This window comes from Streptomyces rubradiris (genome assembly GCF_016860525.1).
Taxonomy (GTDB): Bacteria; Actinomycetota; Actinomycetes; order Streptomycetales; family Streptomycetaceae; genus Streptomyces; species Streptomyces rubradiris.
Map to the genome: position 1 here is coordinate 4,762,844 of NZ_BNEA01000015.1, position 21,755 is coordinate 4,784,598.

At 72.6% G+C, this 21,755-nt stretch carries 19 protein-coding genes; 14 read left to right on the forward strand and 5 right to left on the reverse strand.

Features of this window, described 5'->3' with window-relative positions:
• Positions 1-10: 10 nt before the first annotated feature.
• Positions 11-1,768: a dolichyl-phosphate-mannose--protein mannosyltransferase gene (locus tag Srubr_RS34465; RefSeq protein ID WP_189992112.1), complete on the reverse strand. Its 1,758-nt coding sequence runs from the start codon at positions 1,766-1,768 to the stop codon at positions 11-13.
• Positions 1,769-1,873: 105 nt separating this feature from the next.
• Here Srubr_RS34465 and rsmI point away from each other — a divergent pair, with 105 nt between their 5' ends.
• From rsmI to Srubr_RS34495, 6 genes are all read left to right on the forward strand, one after another.
• On the forward strand, positions 1,874-2,722 hold the full coding sequence (gene rsmI / locus Srubr_RS34470; protein WP_189992111.1) for a 16S rRNA (cytidine(1402)-2'-O)-methyltransferase: 849 nt from the start codon (positions 1,874-1,876) through the stop codon (positions 2,720-2,722).
• A gap of 287 nt (positions 2,723-3,009) precedes the next feature.
• On the forward strand, positions 3,010-3,456 hold the full coding sequence (locus Srubr_RS34475; protein WP_189992110.1) for a hypothetical protein: 447 nt from the start codon (positions 3,010-3,012) through the stop codon (positions 3,454-3,456).
• A gap of 47 nt (positions 3,457-3,503) precedes the next feature.
• Positions 3,504-4,403 (forward strand): TatD family hydrolase, encoded by a 900-nt coding sequence (locus Srubr_RS34480; RefSeq protein WP_189992109.1) that lies wholly within the window; start codon positions 3,504-3,506, stop codon positions 4,401-4,403.
• 133 nt (positions 4,404-4,536) lie between these two features.
• Entirely contained in the window at positions 4,537-5,922 is a 1,386-nt protein-coding gene (locus Srubr_RS34485; RefSeq protein WP_189992107.1) for a resuscitation-promoting factor, read from the forward strand.
• 66 nt (positions 5,923-5,988) lie between these two features.
• Positions 5,989-6,858 (forward strand): 16S rRNA (adenine(1518)-N(6)/adenine(1519)-N(6))-dimethyltransferase RsmA, encoded by an 870-nt coding sequence (gene rsmA, locus Srubr_RS34490; RefSeq protein WP_189992105.1) that lies wholly within the window; start codon positions 5,989-5,991, stop codon positions 6,856-6,858.
• The gene (locus Srubr_RS34495) at positions 6,855-7,748 is read left to right on the forward strand and encodes a 4-(cytidine 5'-diphospho)-2-C-methyl-D-erythritol kinase (RefSeq protein WP_189992103.1); all 894 of its coding nucleotides are present in this window, start codon (positions 6,855-6,857) and stop codon (positions 7,746-7,748) included. The genes rsmA and Srubr_RS34495 overlap by 4 nt, the downstream gene beginning before the upstream one ends.
• A gap of 3 nt (positions 7,749-7,751) precedes the next feature.
• Here Srubr_RS34495 and Srubr_RS34500 read toward each other — a convergent pair whose 3' ends face one another.
• Complete coding sequence (locus tag Srubr_RS34500) at positions 7,752-8,342, reverse strand: Uma2 family endonuclease (protein WP_189992101.1); 591 nt, start codon at positions 8,340-8,342, stop codon at positions 7,752-7,754.
• A gap of 182 nt (positions 8,343-8,524) precedes the next feature.
• Here Srubr_RS34500 and Srubr_RS34505 point away from each other — a divergent pair, with 182 nt between their 5' ends.
• The 4 genes from Srubr_RS34505 (at position 8,525) to Srubr_RS34520 (ending at position 15,236) form a co-directional block, all read left to right on the forward strand.
• Positions 8,525-10,333, forward strand: a complete 1,809-nt coding sequence (locus Srubr_RS34505; RefSeq protein ID WP_189992099.1) for an ABC-F family ATP-binding cassette domain-containing protein — start codon at positions 8,525-8,527, stop codon at positions 10,331-10,333.
• A 237-nt stretch (positions 10,334-10,570) separates the two neighbouring features.
• On the forward strand, positions 10,571-12,505 hold the full coding sequence (locus Srubr_RS34510) for an outer membrane protein assembly factor BamB family protein (RefSeq protein ID WP_189992097.1): 1,935 nt from the start codon (positions 10,571-10,573) through the stop codon (positions 12,503-12,505).
• Between the two features lie 76 nt (positions 12,506-12,581).
• A complete protein-coding gene (locus tag Srubr_RS34515; RefSeq protein ID WP_189992095.1) occupies positions 12,582-14,375 on the forward strand; it encodes an outer membrane protein assembly factor BamB family protein in 1,794 nt (597 codons plus the stop codon).
• Positions 14,376-14,549: 174 nt separating this feature from the next.
• A complete protein-coding gene (locus tag Srubr_RS34520; RefSeq protein ID WP_189992093.1) occupies positions 14,550-15,236 on the forward strand; it encodes a helix-turn-helix transcriptional regulator in 687 nt (228 codons plus the stop codon).
• A 142-nt stretch (positions 15,237-15,378) separates the two neighbouring features.
• On the opposite strand, the gene Srubr_RS34525 is transcribed toward Srubr_RS34520, so the two are convergent.
• Together Srubr_RS34525 and Srubr_RS34530 are read right to left on the reverse strand one after the other, a co-directional pair.
• Positions 15,379-15,714, reverse strand: a complete 336-nt coding sequence (locus Srubr_RS34525) for a hypothetical protein (RefSeq protein ID WP_189992092.1) — start codon at positions 15,712-15,714, stop codon at positions 15,379-15,381.
• A gap of 21 nt (positions 15,715-15,735) precedes the next feature.
• Positions 15,736-17,427 (reverse strand): sodium:solute symporter family protein, encoded by a 1,692-nt coding sequence (locus Srubr_RS34530; RefSeq protein WP_189992089.1) that lies wholly within the window; start codon positions 17,425-17,427, stop codon positions 15,736-15,738.
• 177 nt (positions 17,428-17,604) lie between these two features.
• On the opposite strand from Srubr_RS34530, the gene galT reads away from it, so the two are divergent.
• The 4 genes from galT to Srubr_RS41480 all read left to right on the forward strand — a co-directional run bounded on the left by galT (position 17,605) and on the right by Srubr_RS41480 (position 21,073).
• Positions 17,605-18,666 carry a galactose-1-phosphate uridylyltransferase gene (gene galT / locus Srubr_RS34535; protein WP_189992087.1) on the forward strand — a complete coding sequence of 354 codons (1,062 nt, stop codon included), beginning with the start codon at positions 17,605-17,607 and terminating at the stop codon, positions 18,664-18,666.
• The gene (gene galE / locus Srubr_RS34540; protein WP_189992085.1) at positions 18,663-19,625 is read left to right on the forward strand and encodes a UDP-glucose 4-epimerase GalE; all 963 of its coding nucleotides are present in this window, start codon (positions 18,663-18,665) and stop codon (positions 19,623-19,625) included. The genes galT and galE overlap by 4 nt, the downstream gene beginning before the upstream one ends.
• Complete coding sequence (galK, locus tag Srubr_RS34545) at positions 19,625-20,779, forward strand: galactokinase (RefSeq protein WP_189992084.1); 1,155 nt, start codon at positions 19,625-19,627, stop codon at positions 20,777-20,779. Before galE ends, galK begins: the two co-directional genes overlap by 1 nt.
• Positions 20,780-20,947: 168 nt before the next feature.
• Positions 20,948-21,073: a hypothetical protein gene (locus tag Srubr_RS41480; RefSeq protein ID WP_268257570.1), complete on the forward strand. Its 126-nt coding sequence runs from the start codon at positions 20,948-20,950 to the stop codon at positions 21,071-21,073.
• A 16-nt stretch (positions 21,074-21,089) separates the two neighbouring features.
• Here Srubr_RS41480 and Srubr_RS34550 read toward each other — a convergent pair whose 3' ends face one another.
• Positions 21,090-21,530 (reverse strand): GNAT family N-acetyltransferase, encoded by a 441-nt coding sequence (locus tag Srubr_RS34550; protein WP_229926554.1) that lies wholly within the window; start codon positions 21,528-21,530, stop codon positions 21,090-21,092.
• Between the last annotated feature and the right edge of the window lie 225 nt (positions 21,531-21,755).

The window sequence follows — 21,755 nt, forward strand, 5'->3', positions numbered from 1 at the left end:
ACCGTGACGCCTAAACCCACGTATCCAGCCACATCCGCGACCGCCACGAGTCCATCGGGATGGCCGTGCCCGTGTACAGGGGCCAGAAGTAGATGAAGTTCCAGGCGATCAGCAGGACCAGGACGCCCGCCGCCGTCGCGCCGATCACCCGGCGGGTGTCGGAGGAGCGCGGCGGGCCGATGACCGCGCCCGTCATCATCGCCACCGCCAGGCACAGGAACGGCAGGAAGACGACCGCGTAGAAGAGGAAGATCGTCCGCTCCTGGTACAGGAACCACGGCAAATAGCCGGCCGCGATCCCGCAGGCGATGGCGCCGGCCCGCCAGTCCCGGCGGAAGGCCCAGCGCCACAGCACATAGGCGATCGCGAAGCAGGCCGCCCACCACAGCAGCGGCGTGCCGATCGCCAGCACCTCCCGGGCGCACTTCTCCCCGGCGTCCGCCGGGCAGCCGTCGGTGCCGGGCCCGGGGGACTCGTAGAAGTACGACACCGGGCGGCCCAGCACGATCCAGCTCCACGGGTTGGACTGGTACGTGTGCGGCTGGTCCAGCCCGACGTGGAACTTGTACACCTCGTGCTCGTAGTGCCACAGACTGCGCAGCCAGTCCGGCAGGAACGACCAGGTGCCGCCCCTGCCGTCGGTGGCCGCCCAGTCGCGGTAGTAGCCGCCCGTGCCGTCGGCGGGGGAGAGAATCCAGCCGGTCCAGGAGGCCACGTAGACCACCAGCGCCACCGGGATCGTCGCCACGAACGCGGCACCGGTGTCGTACTTGAGGACCGCCAGGTACGGGTGACGGGCGCCGGCCACCTTGCGGGTGCCGACGTCCCACAGGACCGTCAGCACGCAGAACGCCGCCAGCACGTACAGGCCGTTCCACTTCGTGCCCACGGCCAGGCCCAGCAGCACGCCCGCCGTCCAGCGCCAGGGCCGCAGGCCGAACCGGAAGGCGTCGGCGACGGACGCGTCCGGCCGGACCCGGCCGTCCGGCCCGGCCGGCAGCGCGGCGGCCAGCCGCTCCCGGGCCCGGTCCCGGTCGACCACCAGCGCGCCGAACGCCGCGACCACGAAGAACATCAGCACGCCGTCCAGCAGCGCCGTCCGGCTCATCACGAAGTGCAGCCCGTCCACCGCCATCAGCGCGCCCGCCAGACAGCCCAGGAACGTCGAGCGGAACATCCGGCGCCCGATCCGGCACAGCAGCAGCACGCTCAGCGTTCCGAGCAGCGCCGTCATGAACCGCCAGCCGAACGGGTCGAACCCGAACAGCAGCTCCCCGAGCCCGATCACGTACTTGCCGACCGGCGGGTGCACCACGTACGACGGGTCGGTCGGCACCGCCAGGCCGCCGTGCTGCCGGAGCACCATGTCGTTGGCGTTCTTGCCGTACTGGTCCCAGCTGACCTCGAAACCGCGGTGGACGAGCGCCCAGGCGTCCTTGGCGTAGTACGTCTCGTCGAATATCACCGCCCGCGGACTGCCCAGGTTCCAGAACCGCGTCAGGCCCGCCACCAGCGTCACCAGCAGCGGCCCGCCCCAGCCCGACCAGCGCGTGAGCCGCTCGGCCAGGACCGGCGAGGCGCCCAGCACCCGCCACAGCCGGGGGCTCGGCTGCGCGTACGGCGGCACCAGCCGGTCGCGTACGTCACCGGCCGGCGCGTCCTTGCCCGGCGCGTAACCGAATCGGCGCAGCCGCCGCTGCCACGACGGCCGCCCATCGTGCGGTGCCTGGCCCTGCCGGAGGTCCATGGAGGACGCGGTACTGGTCACCGCGCCATCGTAGGGAACCGTCCTGTGCGAGTCCCGTGCATGTGCGGTACCGGTCGCCGGGCGCGCGTTTTCCCTCCCCGGCGCGGGCCCTGGGAGGATGGGGGCGTGACTGGAACCCTTGTCCTGGCAGGTACCCCCATCGGCGACATCGCGGACGCGCCGCCCCGGCTGGCCGAGGAGCTGGCCGCGGCCGACGTGGTCGCAGCCGAGGACACCCGGCGGCTGCGCCGGCTCACCCAGGCGCTGGGTGTCACCCCCAAGGGCCGGGTGGTCTCCTACTTCGAGGGCAACGAGTCCGCCCGCACCCCCGAGCTGGTCGACGAGCTGCTCGGCGGGGCGCGCGTGCTGCTGGTGACCGACGCGGGCATGCCGTCCGTCTCCGACCCCGGCTACCGGCTGGTCGCCGCCGCCGTGGAGCGGGACGTCCGGGTCACCGCCGTGCCCGGCCCGTCCGCCGTGCTCACCGCGCTCGCCCTGTCCGGGCTGCCCGTGGACCGGTTCTGTTTCGAGGGCTTCCTGCCGCGCAAGGCCGGCGAGCGGCTGTCCCGGCTGCGCGAGGTGGTGGCCGAGCGGCGCACCCTCGTCTACTTCGAGGCCCCGCACCGGCTCGACGACACCCTCGCCGCGATGGCCGAGGTCTTCGGCGCGGACCGGCGGGCCGCCGTCTGCCGCGAGCTGACCAAGACGTACGAGGAGGTGCGGCGCGGCCCGCTGGCCGAGCTGGCGCGGTGGGCCGCCGACGGCGTGCGCGGGGAGATCACCGTCGTGGTCGAGGGGGCGCCGGAGACCGGGCCGGAGGAACTGGACGCGGAGGAACTGGTGCGCCGGGTCCGGGTCCGGGAGGAGGCCGGGGAGCGGCGCAAGGAGGCGATCGCGGCGGTGGCGGTGGAGGCGGGCGTGCCCAAGCGGGTGGTCTTCGACGCCGTTGTGGCCGCCAAGCGGGCCGGTGAGTGAGGGGGGTCTCGCCGGGTGGCGCCGTAGGGGGCCTGTGCGTAGCGGGCTGCTGGTCCGTCGTGGTTGATCGCGCAGTTCCCCGCGCCCCTTAGGGCGCCCCCCATACGTCGGCAAAAGGCCGGCCTCGATGGCAAAGCCAGTCGTCCCAATCGGCACGCTCGGGCAAGCCGTGGCCAAATCGGCGTTAACACTTGGCAGGTCGGATGCTTTCGCGCCCCGGGAGGCGTCCACTGGGCGGTGGGACGCACCCGTCCAACAGGGACGCACCCGGGCAAGAAGGAGCTGGCATGAGTGACATAGCAGGGCAGACCGGTCTCCGCGGTTCGGCCACCGACGCCGGTTCGGCCACCGACGTCGTTCACGAGTCGTACGCCTTCGCCTGCATGCGCTGCGGGCACGGCTGGGAGCAGTCGTACGCGGTCGAGCACCGCACGAACGCCGAGGGGGAGCAGGTCGTGCGGTACCTGGCCGACGGCCGGGTGGTGCCGTCGCCGCTGAGCCGGCCGGTCTGCCAGTACTGCGACGGCCACCTCGTACGGATCATGCGCGCGGGCCAGGTGGCCTCCGTGCGCGCGGCGGCCGACGGGCGGCCCCACCGGGTGCCCGCGGCGGGCCCGGTCGAGGTGCCGCGGGTGCCGGCGGCGGGCCCGGTCGAGGTGCCGGGGCGGGCCGGGCGGCCGCACCACTGGCACCTGTCCGGCCTGCTGCACCCGTTCCACCGCAAGGCGGGCTGAGCGGAGCACCGGACGGCCGGGGCATGCCCCTTTCGTAGGATCGGGGCATGCCTTCGAACGCCGGCCACAGCTCCAAGGGCGACGACAAGAACGCCGCGCCGCCGCTTCCGGTACCGCTGCGGGTGCCCGTCGCCGACTCCCACACCCACCTCGACATGCAGTCCGGCACGGTCGAGGAGGGCCTGGCGAAGGCCGCCTCGGTGGGCGTCACGACGGTCGTCCAGGTCGGCTGCGACATCAAGGGCTCGCGGTGGGCCGCCGAGACCGCCGCCGCGCACGACAGCGTCCACGCGGCCGTCGCCCTGCACCCCAACGAGGCCCCGCGCATCGTCCACGGCGACCCCGATGGCTGGTCCAGGCAAGGAGCCCGCGCGGCGGGCGGGGACGCGGCGCTGGACGAGGCCCTCGCCGAGATCGACCGGCTGGCCGCGCTGCCGCACGTCAAGGGCGTCGGCGAGACGGGCCTGGACTACTTCCGCACCGGCCCCGAGGGCAAGGCCGCCCAGGAACGGTCCTTCCGCGCCCACATCGAGATCGCCAAGCGGCACGGCAAGGCGCTCGTCATCCACGACCGCGACGCCCACGCCGACGTGCTGCGGATTCTCAAGGAGGAGGGCGCCCCCGAGCGCACCGTCTTCCACTGCTACTCCGGCGACGCCGAGATGGCCGGGATCTGCGCCCGCGAGGGCTACTTCATGTCCTTCGCCGGCAACGTCACCTTCAAGAACGCCCAGAACCTGCGCGACGCCCTCGCCGTCGCCCCGCTGGAGCTGGTCCTGGTGGAGACCGACGCGCCGTTCCTCACCCCGGCGCCGTACCGCGGACGGCCGAACGCGCCGTATCTCGTTCCGGTCACGGTCCGCGCGATGGCCGCCGTGCGCGGCATCGACGAGGACACGCTGGCGACGGCCCTGGCCGCGAACACCGCCCGCGCCTTCGACTACTGACGGTCACCGGCCGCCGCCGGTCGCCCACCCGCGGCGACCGTACGTAGTCGTGCCGCTTTGGAGAGTGACCGCCGCTCCGCTAGGTTCTGGGGGCCCGATCCGGACCCCTCTGGCCCTCTGGAGCGTGTCGGCCGTGAGCAAGTCGCAGTACGAGACGTATGAGGCGTACGGCCCCGGCGCCGCACCGCCCGACGAAAGCGGCGGCGCGCCGCCGGGCCGGTACGACGCGAACCCGGTGGCGCACGCGCGGGCGGGCGAGCCGGTGCTGCCGCGGCAGGGCGCGGGCGGGCCGCCGGGGGAGGAGGCGCGCGAGCACGGCTCCGTGGACCTCCTGGTGGTCCGCCCGGGCCTCCGGGCGGACGGCGACGGCGAGGAGCCGGACGGGCGGGCCGCGCGCCGGCGCAGGGTCCGCGGTGGGGAGCGCCCGGAATCCGCCGTGCGCCGCCTGCTGCCACAGGCGCTCGTCGTGGCCTTCCTCGCCGGCGGCACCACCGCCTTCGTCGCCAAGGACAAGGCGATCGAGCTGAGCGTCGACGGCGACCGGCGCACCCTGCACACCTTCGCCGACGACGTGGGCGAGCTGCTCGCCGAGGAGGGCGTACGGGTGGGGGCGCACGACATGGTCGCGCCCGCCCCCGGCACCGAACTCACCAGCGGCGACGAGGTCGCGGTGCGCTACGGCCGCCCCGTACGGCTCACCCTGGACGGCCACCGGCAGCAGGTGTGGACGACGGCGCACACCGTGGCCGGCGCACTGGACCAGCTGGGGGTGCGCGCCGAGGGCGCCTATCTGTCGGCCTCCCGCTCCCGGCGCATCTCACGCGCCGGGCTCGCGCTCGACGTGCGCACCGAGCGGGCCGTCACCGTCATGGCGGACGGCCGGACCCGGACCGTCCGCACCAACGCGGCCACCGTCCGCGAGGTGGTCGAGGAGGCAGGGATCACCCTGCGCGGCCAGGACACCCTCTCCGTCCCGGGGGACAGCTTCCCGCGCGACGGACAGACCGTGACCGTGCTGCGGGTGACCGGCCGGCGGGAGGTCCACGAGGAGCCGATCCCGTTCCCGGCCGTACGGATCGCCGATGCCGCGCTCTTCCAGGGCACCGAGGTCGTCACCCAGCCCGGCCGGCCCGGGCTGCGCCGCACCGTCTACTACGTGCGCACCGTCAACGGGGTCCGGCAGCGCCCGCGCCCGGAGAGCACCGAGCTGGTGCGCGCGCCACGCACCCAGGTGGTGAAGGTCGGCACCCGGCCCCGGCCCGCCTCCGTGCACGACGCCGACCACCTGAACTGGCACGCCCTCGCCGTCTGCGAGTCCGGCGCCCGCCCGGACGCCGTCGACCCCTCGGGCACCTACGGCGGCCTCTACCAGTTCGACGCCCGCACCTGGCACGCCCTCGGCGGCAAGGGCCGCCCCCAGGACGCCTCCCCGGCGGAACAGACGTACCGCGCGAAGAAGCTGTACGTACAGCGGGGGCCGAGCCCGTGGCCGCACTGCGGCGCGAGGCTGCGGGGGTAGTCCCCCGGCCCGCCGCTCGCGCCTCCCGCGGCACCCCGGCCCCCCGCACCCCCGTACCCTTGTCCCGTGACCAGCCCCACCCCCGACGCCCTCCTCGGCCCCGCCGACATCCGTGAGCTCGCGGCAGCGCTCGGCGTCCGCCCCACCAAGCAGCGCGGCCAGAACTTCGTGATCGACGCCAACACCGTCCGCCGGATCGTGCGCACCGCCGAGGTCCGCCCCGACGACGTGGTGGTGGAGGTCGGCCCCGGGCTCGGCTCGCTCACCCTCGCGCTGCTGGAGGTCGCCGACCGGGTCACCGCCGTCGAGATCGACGACGTGCTCGCCGCCGCCCTCCCCGCGACCATCGCCGCGCGCATGCCCGAGCGTGTCGACCGCTTCGCGCTGGTCCACTCCGACGCGATGCACGTCACCGAGCTGCCCGGCCCCGCGCCGACGGCCCTGGTGGCGAACCTGCCGTACAACGTGGCCGTACCGGTGCTGCTGCACATGCTCGACACCTTCCCGAGCATCGAGCGGACGCTGGTGATGGTGCAGTCCGAGGTCGCCGACCGGCTCGCCGCCGCGCCCGGGAACAAGGTGTACGGCGTGCCGTCCGTGAAGGCCAACTGGTACGCCGAGGTCAAGCGGGCCGGGGCCATCGGCCGGAACGTGTTCTGGCCGGCGCCGAACGTCGACAGCGGACTGGTGTCCCTGGTCCGGCGGACCGAGCCGATCAAGACGTCCGCCACCAAGCGGGAGGTCTTCGCGGTGGTCGACGCGGCGTTCGCGCAGCGCCGCAAGACCCTGCGGGCCGCGCTCGCCGGCTGGGCCGGCTCCGCGGCGGCGGCCGAGGCGGCCCTGGTCGCGGCCGGGGTGTCGCCACAGGCGCGCGGGGAGTCGCTGACGGTCGAGGAATTCGCGCGGATCGCGGAACACAAGGAGAGCGGCGAGTGAGCGTCACGGTACGCGTCCCGGCCAAGGTCAACGTCCAGCTCGCGGTGGGCGCCGCCCGCCTCGACGGGTTCCACGACCTGGCCAACGTCTTCCTCGCGGTCGGCCTGTACGACGAGGTCACGGTGACCCCGGCCGAGGAACTGCGGATCACCTGTGACGGCCCGGACGCCGGCCAGGTCCCCCTGGACCGCACCAACCTCGCCGCGCGCGCGGCGATCGCCCTCGCCGGGCGCCGGGGCATCGAGCCGAACGTGCACCTCCACATCGCCAAGGACATCCCGGTCGCCGGCGGCATGGCGGGCGGCAGCGCGGACGGCGCGGGCGCGCTGCTCGCCTGCGACGCGCTGTGGGGCACGGGCGCCTCGCGCGAGGAACTGCTGGAGATCTGCGCCGAGCTGGGCAGCGATGTGCCGTTCAGCCTGGTCGGCGGGGCGGCGCTCGGCGTCGGGCGCGGTGAGCGGCTGACCGCCCTGGAGGTCGGCGGCACCTTCCACTGGGTGTTCGCGATGGCCGGGCGCGGGCTGTCCACGCCGGCGGTGTTCCGCGAGTTCGACCGGCTGGCCGAGGGCCGCGAGATCCCGGAGCCGGTGGCCTCGGCGGACCTGCTGGCGGCGCTGGCGAAGGGCGACGCGGACGCGCTGGCCGCGACCGTCTCCAACGATCTCCAGCCGGCGGCGCTGTCCCTCTTCCCGGAGCTGGCGGACACGCTGGCGGCGGGGCGCGGCGCGGGGGCACTGGCCGCGCTGGTCTCCGGGTCCGGTCCCACGACGGCGTTCCTCGCCCGGGACGCCGAGGCGGCGGAGAAGGTGGCCGAGGCCCTGCGGGTGTCGGGGACGTGCGGGGCGGTACGGGTGGCGGCGGGGCCGGTGGCGGGGGCTACGGTTCTCTGAGGCTCAGAGGTTGTCGATGGCGGTGAGGTCGATGTCGATGGGGTAGGGCTTGTCGACCTTGACGCGGTCCCGGTAGGTGCCGATCGACCGGTACGTGCCCGTGGCCTCCGACAGCTCGAAGATCTCGACGGCGGGATACTGATCCGGCTCGGTCATCTCGACCAGCCAGTAGTACGTGATGCCTGCTGCGGCGTACTTGTGCGTTTTCGTGAGCCGGTCGCGGGCCTCGGACTCAGGGGAGATGACCTCGACGGCGAGTACGACGTCCTTACCCTCGAAGTACGTCTGCCTCAACCCTTTCCTGGCTGCGGCCTTGATCACGGAGATGTCCGGCTCGGGCCCGTTACGACGATCCAGTACCACCGTCATCTCGCGTGCCACCTTCAGGTGGGACGGTACGGTGCTGCGCAGTCCGGCCACCAACAAGTCGATCGTGGCGAAGTGGAAGTAACGCTGCGGGCTCACGAGGACCAGGCTCCCGTCGATCAGCTCGGTGTGCGGCGGGAGATCCGGCAGGGTGAGCAGGTCGTCGATGGTGTAGCCGTCCAGCGGGGGCATTCGCCACCCCGACTGCTCAGCAGGCTGGGCTGTCATGGTTCCTCCCATGGACAAGATCCTGGTGCCTGCCCTCCACCGTAGCGGTCCAATCCCGATCACGTCATCACAAAGAGTGACAACCCCCTCGCGCCCCGCCCCTCACCCCCGAAGCCCTACGCTAGAAGGCTGACCCACACGGTGGAGCCGCATGTCGATACCGCCCCGCGCACAGGAGTGAAATGGCCGTCAACCTGGTCAATGTCGAGAACGTCAGCAAGGTCTACGGCACCCGTGCCCTGCTGGACGGCGTCTCGCTCGGCGTGTCGGAAGGGGACCGGATCGGGGTCGTCGGACGCAACGGCGACGGGAAGACCACCCTCATCCGGATGCTCGCCAAGCTGGAGGAGGCCGACACCGGAAGGGTCACGCACTCCGGCGGGCTGCGGCTCGGCGTGCTCACCCAGCACGACTCCCTCGACCCCGCCGCCACGGTCCGCCACGAGGTGATCGGCGACATGGCCGACCACGAGTGGGCCGGCAACGCCAAGGTCAGGGACGTGCTGACCGGACTGTTCGGCGGGCTGGACCTGCCGGGCTTCCCCAAGGGGCTGGACACCGTCATCGGACCGCTCTCCGGCGGTGAGCGGCGCCGCATCGCGCTGGCCAAGCTGCTCATCGAGGAACAGGACCTGATCGTCCTGGACGAGCCCACCAACCACCTCGACGTCGAGGGCATCGCGTGGCTCGCCGAGCACCTCCGCAACCGGCGCTCGGCGCTGGTGTGCGTCACCCACGACCGCTGGTTCCTGGACCAGGTCTGCACCCGCATGTGGGACGTGCAGCGCGGTGACGTGTACGAGTACGAGGGCGGCTACTCGGACTACGTCTTCGCGCGCGCCGAACGCGAGCGGATCGCCGCCACCGAGGAGGCCAAGCGGCAGAACCTGATCCGCAAGGAGCTGGCCTGGCTGCGGCGCGGCGCGCCCGCGCGGACCTCGAAGCCGCGCTTCCGGGTGGAGGCCGCCAACGAGCTGATCGCGGACGTGCCGCCGCCCCGGGACAGCGGCGAGCTGATGAAGTTCGCCTCCTCGCGGCTCGGCAGGACGGTCTTCGACCTGGAGGACGTCACCCTCCAGGCCGGGCCGAAGGTGCTGCTCAAGCACGTCACCTGGCAGCTCGGACCGGGCGACCGGATCGGCCTGGTCGGCGTCAACGGCGCCGGGAAGACCTCGCTGCTGCGCGCCATGGCCGCCGCCGCCCGCACCGACGGCGAGGAGCAGCCCGCCGGGGGCCGGATCGCCGTCGGCAAGACCGTCAAGCTCGCCTACCTCTCCCAGGAGGTCGCCGAACTCGACCCCACCTGGCGGGTGCTGGAGGCCGTACAGCGGGTCCGGGAGCGCGTCGACCTCGGCAAGGGGCGCGAGATGACGGCCGGGCAGCTGTGCGAGACGTTCGGCTTCGGCAAGGAGAAGCAGTGGACGCCGGTCGGGGACCTCTCCGGCGGCGAGCGGCGGCGGCTCCAGCTGCTGCGGCTGCTCATGGACGAGCCCAACGTCCTCTTCCTGGACGAGCCCACCAACGACCTCGACATCGAGACCCTGACCCAGCTGGAGGACGTCCTCGACGGCTGGCCCGGCTCGATGATCGTCATCTCCCACGACCGGTTCTTCGTGGAGCGGACGACGGACCGGGTGTTCGCGCTGCTCGGCGACGGCACCCTGCGGATGCTGCCGCGCGGCATCGACGAGTACCTGGAGCGGCGCCGGCGCATGGAGGAGGCGGTCGCCGAGCGGGCCGCCGCCGCGGCGCCCAAGCCGGTCACGGCGGAGAAGAGCGCCGCCGACCAGCGCGCCGCGAAGAAGGAACTCCAGAAGATCGAGCGCCAGTTGGACAAGATCTCCGAGAAGGAGACGAAGCTGCACGCGCAGATCGCCGACAACGCCACCGACTTCACGAAGGTGGCCGAACTGGACGCCCAGTTGCGGGACCTCGCCGGTGAGCGGGAGGAACTGGAGCTGCGCTGGCTGGAACTGGCCGAGGACGCCTGACCTCGACCCGGCGCGCGAAGGGGGCGCGTGCGCCGGGTGAAGGGGGCGTGAAGACGCGTAACGACGGCGTCACGGGCCGGTCCTCCCTTGGGAACCGGGGAGGGCACGGCCCCCTGCGCTGTCACCGCCGGGTGATAGAAAGAGCCGTCTGAAAATCGTCTGAGAAGCGGCCCAGAGCCGTCCGTCGCGTGCTTCGGGGCGTGGCTAAAAATCAGTGAACGAGGGGGAAGAGCGCTGATGACCCAGCCGCCCGACCAGCCGCCGCAGGGCGGATTCGGAGCACCGCAGGAAGCACCACAGGACCAGCCGCCGGGCCCGGGTGGCTTCGGCGCCCCCCAACCCCCGCCCGCCCAGGGCGGGTTCGGCGCCCCTCAGCCCCCGCAGACGGCCCCGGCGCAGGGCGGTTTCGGCGCACCCCAGCCCCCGCAGACGGCCCCGGCGCAGGGCGGCTTCGGTGCGCCCCAGCCGCCCGCCGCGCCCCCGCAGCCCCAGCCGGGCTACGGCTACCCGCAGCCCGGCCCGTACGGCGCCGCCCCGGGCCCCTACGGACAGCCGCAGCCGGGCCCCTACGGGTACCCGCAGCAGGCGCCGCAGCAGCCGGGTCCGTACGGCGTCCCGCAGCCCGGTTACGGACAGCCGCCGCAGCCGGGTCCGTACGGCGTCCCGCAGCCCGGTTACGGACAGCCGCCGCAGCCGCCGTACCCGGGCATGCCCGGGGCCGCGCCCGGCATACCCGGGCCGGCGTCCGGCGGACCGGCCGCCAAGAAGAAGACGGCGCTGGTCGTCGGGGCCGCGGTCGCCGCGCTGCTCGTCATCGGCGGCACGGTGTTCGCGGTCACCGCGGGCGGCGACGACAAGGGCGGCGGCGGGAAGCCCGTCGCCCAGGGCAGCGACGGCCCCGGGCCCTCCGGCACCGCCTCGCCGACGACCTCCGGCGGCGCGGACCCGGACCACCTCAACGACGGACGCGGCCCCGGCGAGGCCAAGGTCCTCTGGTACGCGCCGCCCCCCGACGCCCCCGCGTCCGGCGCCGACGCGCCCGGCATGTGGATCGCCGGCGACACCGCGGTGAAGGCGGCCTACAAGCAGGTCTTCGCCTTCGGCACCGCGGACGGCAGCACCGCCTGGGGGCCGGTCTCCTTCCCGCAGAAGATCTGCGCGGTCACCCCGCACAAGTCGGCCGACGACAAGATCGTCGTGGCGTACCTGAACGGGGGCGGCGAGCGCGCCAAGTGCAACCAGCTCCAGCAGCTCGACCTGCGCACCGGCGAGAAGGGCTGGAGCGGCGAGGTCGCCGACGGCGGCCTGTTCGACAGCGCCCTCACCATCGAGCTGACGGTCAGCGGGAAGACGCTGATGGTGGGCCGTTCCCAGTCGGGCACGGCGTACGACATCGACAGCGGCAAGAAGCTGTACGACAAGAAGCGGTACGGCGCGGCCTGCTTCCCGGCCGCCTACGCGGGCGGCACCGACCGGCTGATCCAGGTGTCCTCCTGCGGCGTCGGCGGCTCCGACGAGCACGAGGAGATCCAGGAACTGGACCCGGCGAACGGCACCGTGCGCTGGACGCAGAAGCTCAAGAAGGGCTGGGAGGTCAGCCGCACCTACTCGGTCGACCCGCTCGTGGTGTACCTGACCAACCGCGAGAAGAAGACCTGGAACATCTCCGCCCTCACCGACGACGGCAAGGTCCGTTCGCAGGTCGCGGTGGACGAGAAGTTCGCCCCCCGCTGCGGCTGGGCGGTTCTGCAACGCGAGTTGCAGGGCTGTCAGGGCGTCGCGGTCGACGGTGACACGCTCTACCTGCCCACCGACGCCACCGTCAGCGCCAACGAGATCGTGGCCGTCGGCCTCACCGACGGCAAGGAGAAGTGGCGGGTGAAGTCCCCGGGCGACCGGCCGATGTACCCGGTGAAGACCGAGGGCGGCAAGCTCATCGCGTATGTTCAGCCGTCGTACGACAGCGGCGGCCAGGTGGTGTCGGTGCCGACGGCCGGGTCCTCCCACGGCACGACCGCGCTGCTGCGCAACCCGCGGGGCGCCGCCGGTGTCGAGAACACCTTCTACGACGGGGCCCTGGACTGGACCGGCGGGCGGCTGTTCGTCTCCGCGGGCCGGCTGTCCGGCGACGACGACTCCAAGGAGAAGCTGATCATGGCCTTCGGCGACTGAGCCGGGCGTCGGCTCCCGTCTTCCCGCTCCCCTTCTCGCCGTCCGCCCGCAGAGCGTCACCGAGGTACCCGCCGCCATGACCCAGCCGCCCCCGCCCCACCAGCCCCCGCAGCCGGGAAACGGTTATCCGCCGCAGCCCCCGCAGCCGGGCTACGGCTATCCGCCGCCCCCGCCGGGGCCCGGTTACGGCCCGCCCGGCGCGCAGCCGGGCCCGTATGCCCAGCAGCCGCCGGCCCAGCCGGCCCAGCCCCCGGCGTACGGCGGCCCGCCGCCCGCCGGCTACGCCCCCCAGCCGCACAACCCTTACGCCCAGCCCGCCCAGCCCGCCCAGCCCGTGCAGGGCATGCAGCCGGGCTACGGCTACCCGGGTCCGGGGCAGCCGCCGACCGCGCCGATGACGCCCCGGCCGGTGCCGGGCGGCGGTCGGCGGAACACCACCCTGTTCATCGTGGTGGCGGCGGTCGCCGCGATCGCGCTGATCATCGGCGGCGGCATCTGGTACGCCGGCTCCGCCGGGGACGACGGCCCCTCCCACGACCCCGTCTCCTCCGCCGGCCAGACCGGCTCCGCGAGCGGCGGCTCCGGCGGCTCCGCGAGCGGGGGCGGCGGTGGCAAGGAGAAGGTGCCGGCCGACCCGGCCGCCAAGGTGCTGTTCAAGGTGGAGCTGCCCACGACGGACGACACGGTCGTCACCTCCGGCTCCTGGCTGACCGACACGGTGTACGCCAAGAGCGGCATCGCGGAGATCACCGGCTACGACCCGGTCCGGGGCAGCAGGCTGTGGACGGTCAAGCTGCCCGGCCCCATCTGCGCGGCCAGCGACCACGTGAACGAGGACGGCCGGACGGCGGTCACCTTCCAGCCGAAGATGCCCCCGAAGGACTCCTCCGCGGGGTGCAGCCAGGTCGCCGCGATCGACCTCGCCGCGGGGAAGCGGCTGTGGACGAAGACGATCAACTCCGGTGACTACCCGGTCACCTTCGAGAATGTGACGGTCGCCCAGCACACGGTCGCGGTCGGCAGCTCCGACGGCGGTGCCGCGTTCGACATCGACTCCGGCAAGGCACTGTGGCAGCCCAAGGCGGGCGACTCCTGCTCCGACGACGGCTACGGCGGCGGCGCCCGGCTGGTCGCGGTGCGCAAGTGCGGCCCGTACGACAACCGGAAGCTGCACATCCAGAACATCGAGCCGAAGACCGGCAAGGTGATCTCCGAGTACGAGATGCCCGACGGCGTCGAGTACGCGTCCGTCGTGTCCACCGACCCCCTCGTGGTCGCCGCCGACGTCGGTGACGCCGCGGGCGACGGCAGCGGTGTCTCGGACTACTTCTCCATCGACGACAGGACCGGCAGGCTGCTCGCCCGGATCGCCGCGCCTGGCGACACCTACGGGGGCCGCTGCGACGGCATCACCCGCGTCGAGGGCTGCAACCAGGTCGTCGCCGGCGGCGGCAGGCTGTACCTGATGACCGAGCCGCACGACGGCCGGGCCGAGCACAGCAGGACGAACGAGATCGTCGCCTTCGACCTGCGCACCGGCAAGCCGACCGGGCAGCGTGCCGAGGCCGGCGACGGCTACACGCTCTCCCCGCTGCGCATGGACGGCGGAAACCTGCTGGCCTACAACGCGCCGCCGTGGAGCAAGGGCGGCCAGGTCGTCAGCATCGACGGCGGCACCTTCAAGGTGACCAAACTGCTGGAGAACCCCGCCGAGCGCAGCGTGCACACGGCGGAGAGAAACCTGCAGCCCGAGTACGCCGAGGTGCTCTTCGGCAAGGGCCGCCTGTACATGTCGGCCCAGTTCGCCCACAAGCGCGACCGGACGTACGACGAGGAGTACCTGGTGATGGCATTCGGCACGGACGGCTGACCGGCCGCCGGCGGCGTCGCCGGACTCGCCCGAAGGAGTGAACTGCCCAGCGGTGCCCCGGATTTCATCGATCCGGGGCACTTCTCTTCGGGAGGGGCAGCGCGACGTCGAACAAGCGTGTAGCTTCCGGGGGCATGAAGCGCGGGGGTGCCGGGGGGACTGGGGGGTTGCTCAATGGGAGTGCGGCTCGTGGTCGTCGACGACCATCGCCTGCTCGCGGAGGCGCTGGCGTCGGCGCTCAAGCTGCGCGGGCACCGGGTGGTCGCCGCGGCGGCACCGGCCGCGGGCGCGGCGGACCTGGTGATCGCGCGGGCACCCGAGGTGTGCCTGCTGGGCACGGCGGCACCGGCCGAGCCGGGCGCCTTCGACCCGGTGGTCAAGATCAAGCGGGAGCGTCCGCAGGTGGCGGTGGTGGTGCTCGGCCCGGTGCCGTCGCCGCGCGGCATCGCGGCGGCCTTCGCGGCGGGCGCGTCGGGGTACGTACGGCACGACGAGCGGATCGAGGGCGTGGAGCGGGCCATGATGAAGGCCCGCGCCGGGGAGGCGGCCGTCGCCCCGCAGCTGCTCCAGGGCGCGTTCGGCGAGTTGCTGAACCCGGCCGCGCAGCCCGACGACGAGGCCCAGCGGCTGCTGGAGATGCTGACGCCGCGCGAGGTGGAGGTCCTGGTCCGGGTGGCCGACGGCGAGGACACCCGGCTGATCGCGGCGGGCATGGGCATCGCCCCCAGCACGGCCCGCACCCACGTCCAGCGGGTCCTGATGAAACTGGGCGTCGGCTCCCGTCTGGAGGCGGCGGCCCTGGCCGCCCGCACGGGCCTGCTGGAACGGGCGGGCCCCCGCGGGAGAACGGGCCCGGGGTAGGCGGGCCGGCGCGCGGGCTGTCAGGCGGCACCGTGAAAGCCAACGGCACCGCGATTCCCCAGGGGCGCGGGGCTGTGCCGATATGCGGCTCCGCCGCGTGCGCGCGACCAGCCCCCCACGCCCCCGCAGCCGGCGTACGGCCTCAGGCCCCGGGGTGCTCCTCCGGCCGGTCCTCCGCGGGAGGCAGCACCGTGGGCCGCAGCTTCAGCCACGCCAGGAAGAAGACGCCCAGCAGCAGCATGCCGATCCCGGTCCACAGGTTGATGTTGACGCCCTCGGCCTTGTCGATCGCGGCCTGGGAGTCGGTGATCCCGGTGACGGTGACGATGACGCCGTAGACCACGAACAGCCCGCCGATGATGCGGCGCAGGTCGAAGATGCGGGCCGCCGTCGCGGACCTGGTCTCCAGCTCGGTCACCTCCCGCTGGACGTCGTGCTCGGTGTAGTGCGGCGGACGGTGCTCAGGGTGCTCGGTCATGGTTTCCTCGATCCTCCCGTGTCAGAACGAGAACGGGATGTAGCAGGCGGCGGCCAGGACGACCGCGCCCCAGCCCAGCAGGGCCGGCTTGCGGTACCACGCGTCGTCGCCCTCGGCGGGCGGCTCGGACATGCCCGGGGACCGGGTGCCGTAGACCAGGCCCTGGAGCTCCTCCACCGGCTTCGGCCTGGTGAACAGGGACACCGCGATCATCACGACCGCGCCGGCGACGAACCCCGCGATCGCGGAGACGAAGTTGGCGCCCTGGTCGGAGGGGATGGAGATGACGCCCTGCTTGTAGAAGACGAAGTAGTTGATCATCGCCGCGGTGGTGCCGGCGAGCAGGCCCCAGAAGCCGGACTTGACGGAGGCGCGCTTCCAGAACATGCCGATGATGAAGACGACGAACATCGGCACGTTGAAGAAGGAGAACAGCGTCTGCAGGTAGCTCATGATGTTCGAGAACGAGGACGCCAGGAACGCCGTGCCGATGGAGGCGCAGACCCCGATCACGGTGATCAGCCGGCCGAACCGCACGTAGTACTCGTCCTCGCGGTCCCGCACCACGTACTTGGCCCAGATGTCGGTGGTGAACACCGTGTTGAACGAGGACACGTTCGCCGCCATGCCGGCCATGAAGGCCGCCAGCAGACCGGTGACGGCGATGCCGAGCACGCCGTTGGGCAGCAGCTCCTGCATCAGGTAGGGGATGGCGTCGTTGTACTGGAGCCCCGACTCCTTACTGCCGATGTTCGGCACCAGCGCGGCGGCGGCCAGCCCCGGGATCATCACCAGGAAGACGATGAAGATCTTCGGGAAGGCGGCGATGAGCGGGGTGCGCTGCCCGGCGGAGAGGTTCTTCGCGGACAGGGCGCGCTGCACCTCGGCGAAGTTGGTCGTCCAGTAGCCGAAGGAGAGCACGAAGCCGAGGCCGAGGACGATGGTGAGCCAGTTGGCGCCGAGCGGATTGGCCTCCCCGATGCCGGTGCCGCCCCAGGCCGTGGTGAAGTCGGCGCCGTGCCGCGCGGTGAGCTTGTCGGTCAGGCCGTCCCAGCCGCCGGCCTTCTTCAGGCCGAGCACGGTGATGGGGATGAGCGCGGCGAGGATCACGAAGAACTGGAGGACCTCGTTGTAGATCGCCGAGGACAGGCCGCCCAGGGTGATGTAACCGAGCACCAGGGCGCCGGCGACGACGATGGCGACCCACTTCGGCCAGCCGAGCAGGGCCTCGACGACGAGGGCGAGGGCGTAGAGGTTGACGCCGGCGATCAGGACCGAGGCGAACGCGAAGAGCGCCGAGCTGAGCAGGTGGGCGGCCTTGTCGAAGCGCAGCAGCAGGAACTCGGGGACCGAGCGGACCTTGCTGCCGTAGTAGAAGGGCATCATCACCAGGCCGAGGAAGACCATGGCGGGGATGGCGCCGATCCAGTACCAGTGGACGGTGTAGGCGCCGTACTGGGCGCTGTTGGCCGCCATGCCCAGGATCTCGGTGGCTGCCAGGTTCGCCGAGATGAAGGCGAGGCCGGTGATCCAGGCGGGCAGCGAGCGTCCGGAGAGGAAGAAGTCGAGGCTGGTCTTGACGGAGCGGCGGGCGGCGAGGCCGATGCCGAGGACGACGACGAAGTAGATCGCCAGGATCGTGTAGTCCAGCCAGTTGGTGGGGAGCCGTAGCTCCGCCGCCAGTTGGGTGGGGGCGTATGTGGGGGTTTGCATGAGAACTCGCTTCGTTGCGCGAACTGATCCAAGCGGAACCTACGCCGCCGTGTTCGGTATTTGAACACTGTGACTGGTGTTCTTTGTTTGATTGTGATCGAGCACGTCGGTGTCGGGTTGTGCTCTGTTATGTTTGATTGTGTTGAGTGATGGAGTGGGGACGTGGAGGAGTCCGGAGTGAAGAAGACCCCGACCCGGCTTGCCGACGGTCGTGAGCTGATCTACTACGACCTTCGGGACGACACCGTGCGCGACGCGGCCGACCGGCGTCCCCTGGACCGTACGGTCACCACGTCCGAGATCCGCCGTGACCCGCTGCTCGGCGACGCCGTCGCCGTCGCCTCGCACCGCCAGGGCCGCACCTACCACCCGCCGGCCGACGAGTGCCCCCTGTGCCCCACGCGCGGCGACCGGCTCAGCGAGATCCCCGACTCCTCGTACGATGTCGTGGTCTTCGAGAACCGCTTCCCCTCCCTCGCCGGCGACTCCGGCCGCTGCGAGGTCGTCTGCTTCACCTCCGACCACGACGCCTCCTTCGCCGACCTCACCCCCGAGCAGGCCCGCCTGGTGCTGGACGCGTGGACGGACCGCACCGCCGAGCTGTCCCATCTGCCCTCCGTCGAGCAGGTGTTCTGCTTCGAGAACCGCGGCGCCGAGATCGGCGTGACCCTGGGCCACCCGCACGGGCAGATCTACGCCTACCCCTTCACCACCCCGCGCACCGCGCTGATGCTCCGCTCGCTCGCCGCCCACAAGGACGCCACCGGCGGGGAGAACCTCTTCGACGCCGTCCTGGAACGCGAACTGGCCGGCGAGCGGGTCGTCCTGGAGGGTGAACACTGGGTGGCCTTCGTGCCGTACGCGGCCCACTGGCCGTACGAGGTCCACCTGTACCCCAGGCGCCGGGTGCCCGACCTGCTGGCGCTGGACGAGGCGGCCCGCACAGAGTTCCCCCAGGTGTATCTGGAACTCTTGAAGCGGTTCGACCGGATCTTCGGCGAAGATGAGCCTCCGACGCCGTACATCGCGGCCTGGCACCAGGCCCCGTTCGGCACGCTGGAGGAGTTCGACGGCGTGACGCGCGACGACTTCGCGCTCCACCTCGAGCTTTTCACCATCCGCCGCACTTCCGGCAAACTGAAGTTTCTCGCGGGTTCCGAGTCCGGCATGAGCGTGTTCATCAACGACGTGCCGCCGGAGCGCGCGGCCGAGCGACTGCGAGAGGTAGCGAGTTCATGAAGTACCTGGTGACGGGTGGCGCCGGATATGTCGGCAGCGTCGTGGCCCAGCACCTGCTGGAGGCCGGGCACGAGGTCACCGTCCTCGACAACCTCTCCACCGGCTTCCGCGCCGGCGTGCCCGCCGGGGCCGCCTTCGTCGAGGGCGACATCCGCGACGCCGCCAAGTGGCTCGACCCGTCCTTCGACGGCGTGCTGCACTTCGCGGCGTTCTCGCAGGTCGGCGAGTCGGTGCTGAAGCCGGAGAAGTACTGGGACAACAACGTCGGCGGCAGCATGGCGCTGCTCGCCGCGATGCGCGAGGCCGGCGTGCGCAAGCTGGTGTTCTCCTCCACCGCGGCGACCTACGGCGAGCCCGAGCAGACCCCCATCCGGGAGACCGCCCCGACGCGGCCCACCAGCCCCTACGGCGCCTCCAAGCTCGCCGTCGACCACATGATCACCGGCGAGGCGCACGCCCACGGCCTGGCCGCGGTCTCCCTGCGCTACTTCAACGTGGCCGGCGCCTACGGCGCGTACGGCGAGCGCCACGACCCCGAGTCGCACCTGATCCCGCTGGTCCTCCAGGTCGCCCAGGGCCGCCGCGAGGCCATCTCGGTCTACGGCGACGACTACCCGACCCCCGACGGCACCTGCGTCCGCGACTACATCCACGTGGCGGACCTGGCCGAGGCCCACCTGCTGGCCCTGGGCGCCGCCGCCCCCGGCGAGCACCTGATCTGCAACCTCGGCAACGGCAACGGCTTCTCCGTGCGCGAGGTCATCGAGACCGTCCGCGAGGTCACCGGCCACCCGATCCCGGAGGTGACCGCGGAGCGCCGCGGCGGCGACCCGGCGGTCCTGGTCGCCGCCGCGGACACCGCCCGCGAGAAGCTGGGCTGGAACCCGTCCCGCGCGGACCTCGCGGGCATCGTCGCGGACGCGTGGGAGTTCGCGCAGAGCATCACGAGGGAGCACTAGTGGGGGCACAGCAGGTCGCGGACCGCTTCGCCGAGCTGTACGGGGCACGGCCCGAGGGCGTCTGGGCGGCGCCGGGCCGGGTCAACCTGATCGGCGAGCACACCGACTACAACGACGGCTTCGTCATGCCGTTCGCCCTGCCGCACCAGGCGGTCGCGGCGGTCTCCCGCCGCACCGACGGCCTGCTGCGCCTGCACTCGGCGGACATCGGGGGCGGCATCACCGAGCTGCGCCTGGACGACCTCGCGCCCGGCGGCGACCACGACTGGACGGCCTACCCGGCGGGCGTGGTCTGGGCGCTGCGCGAGGCGGGCCACGAGATCACCGGCGCCGACGTCCACCTGGCGTCCACGGTCCCGACCGGCGCGGGCCTGTCCTCATCCGCCGCCCTGGAGGTCGTGATCGCGCTCGCCCTGAACGACCTGTACGGCCTGGGCCTGAAGGGCTGGCGGCTGGCCCGGCTGTGCCAGCGCGCCGAGAACGTCTACGTCGGCGCGCCCACCGGCATCATGGACCAGACGGCGTCGGCCTGCTGCGAGGCCGGCCACGCGCTGTTCCTGGACACCCGCGACCTGTCCCAGCGGCAGATCCCCTTCGACCTCGCGGCCGCGGGCCTGCGGCTGCTGGTGGTGGACACCCAGGTCAAGCACGCGCACAGCGGCGGCGAGTACGGCAAGCGCCGGGCCGGCTGCGAGAAGGGCGCGGCCCTGCTCGGTGTCGACGCCCTGCGCGACATCCCGTACGACGGCCTGGACGCGGCCCTCGCCCGCCTCGGCGGCGAGGAGGAGGTCGCCCCCCTGGTCCGCCACATCGTGACGGAGAACGAGCGGGTCGAACGCACGGTCGCGCTGCTGCGGGCCGGCGACCCCCGGGCCATCGGCCCGGTCCTCACCGAGGGGCACGCCTCGCTGCGCGACGACTTCCGCATCTCCTGCCCGGAGCTGGACCTGGTGGTGGACACCGCCCTGGCCGGCGGCGCCCTCGGCGCCCGGATGACCGGCGGCGGCTTCGGCGGCTCGGCGATCGTCCTGACGGAGGCGGCGGACGTCGACACCCTGACGAAGGCCGTCGAGGAGGCCTTCGCCGCAGCGGGCTTCACCGCGCCCCGCGTCTTCGAGGCGGTCCCCTCGGCGGGCGCCCGACGGCTGGTCTGACCCCCTTCCTGCCCCGGAACCCACCGGCCTCGCCCCCGCTCGTCGGACGCGAGGCCGGTGTCGTGAGGCCAACACGCCTGTACAGCCGACCGGTTGGTGAGGGCGAGTAGGGTGCGTACTTCGACGACTTCACGGCTTGCAGTCGACGGGCCCGCCAGGGCCGCGGGCGTGCCGCTGCGGCAGACGCTGACCGACTTCGCTTATCGGCTCACCCGGCACGCCTACGACCTGGCCGGGTGCGAGGGCTCCCGTCCCCTGCCCGGGGAACTGCCCCGGTACCCGCAGAGCGGATGAGGGGGCGAGGAGCCCGTCAGCCCAGGCGTTTGGTCAGGGTGTACTCCGTGATCCCCGGCGGGTAGTCGGGGATCACGCAGACCACCTCGTAGCCCTGCCTGCGGTAGAAGCCGGGCGCCTGGAAGTCCCAGGTCTCCACGCGGGCGGCGGCGCAGCCGCGGGCGGCGGCCAGCCGTTCCGCCTCGGCGAGCAGGCGGGCGCCGAGACCGGTGCCGCGGTGACGGGTGTCGACCCACAGGTAGGTGACGTGCAGCCAGGACGTCCAGGTGTGGCCGACCAGCCCGCCCGCCAGGTCGCCGGCCGCGTCCAGCCCCCACACGTGCAGCGGGGCCTCGCGTTCGCCGGGGGTGCCGCGCAGCGCGGCCAGCACCGGCGACGCCGCCGTGTTGGTGTCCCGCAAGCGTGAGCGGAGCAGATCGCGTCGCGCCTTGTCGACTTCCGTCTCGATACGAAACATGCGGCACACCATAAACGTGCCGGAGGGTCAGTTCTGCAAATCTCCTTCCGCTGCGTGCCCGCATCCGTACTCTGTGGAGCAGCACCGGTGGGGGCCGGTGCCGCTCAGGGGGCGAGACACGCGGGTACGGCGCCCGCGGTCGGGGGTGGCAGTCTCCGCGACGGCGGCGGCCGCGCGGCGCGTCGCCCCTGTCCGCCGGTGTCGTGCCCGTGCCGGTCGTCGTTC

Coding starts and splice junctions, on each gene's coding strand:
- Srubr_RS34475 (WP_189992110.1), top strand. CDS start 3,010: ATGAGTGACATAGCAGGGCAGACCGGTCTCCGCGGTTCGGCCACCGAC.
- Srubr_RS34505 (WP_189992099.1), top strand. CDS start 8,525: ATGGCCGTCAACCTGGTCAATGTCGAGAACGTCAGCAAGGTCTACGGC.
- Srubr_RS34480 (WP_189992109.1), top strand. CDS start 3,504: ATGCCTTCGAACGCCGGCCACAGCTCCAAGGGCGACGACAAGAACGCC.
- Srubr_RS34510 (WP_189992097.1), top strand. CDS start 10,571: ATGACCCAGCCGCCCGACCAGCCGCCGCAGGGCGGATTCGGAGCACCG.
- Srubr_RS34500 (WP_189992101.1), bottom strand. CDS start 8,342: ATGACAGCCCAGCCTGCTGAGCAGTCGGGGTGGCGAATGCCCCCGCTG.
- Srubr_RS34550 (WP_229926554.1), bottom strand. CDS start 21,530: ATGTTTCGTATCGAGACGGAAGTCGACAAGGCGCGACGCGATCTGCTC.
- Srubr_RS34515 (WP_189992095.1), top strand. CDS start 12,582: ATGACCCAGCCGCCCCCGCCCCACCAGCCCCCGCAGCCGGGAAACGGT.
- Srubr_RS34530 (WP_189992089.1), bottom strand. CDS start 17,427: ATGCAAACCCCCACATACGCCCCCACCCAACTGGCGGCGGAGCTACGG.
- Srubr_RS34520 (WP_189992093.1), top strand. CDS start 14,550: ATGGGAGTGCGGCTCGTGGTCGTCGACGACCATCGCCTGCTCGCGGAG.
- Srubr_RS34525 (WP_189992092.1), bottom strand. CDS start 15,714: ATGACCGAGCACCCTGAGCACCGTCCGCCGCACTACACCGAGCACGAC.
- galE (WP_189992085.1), top strand. CDS start 18,663: ATGAAGTACCTGGTGACGGGTGGCGCCGGATATGTCGGCAGCGTCGTG.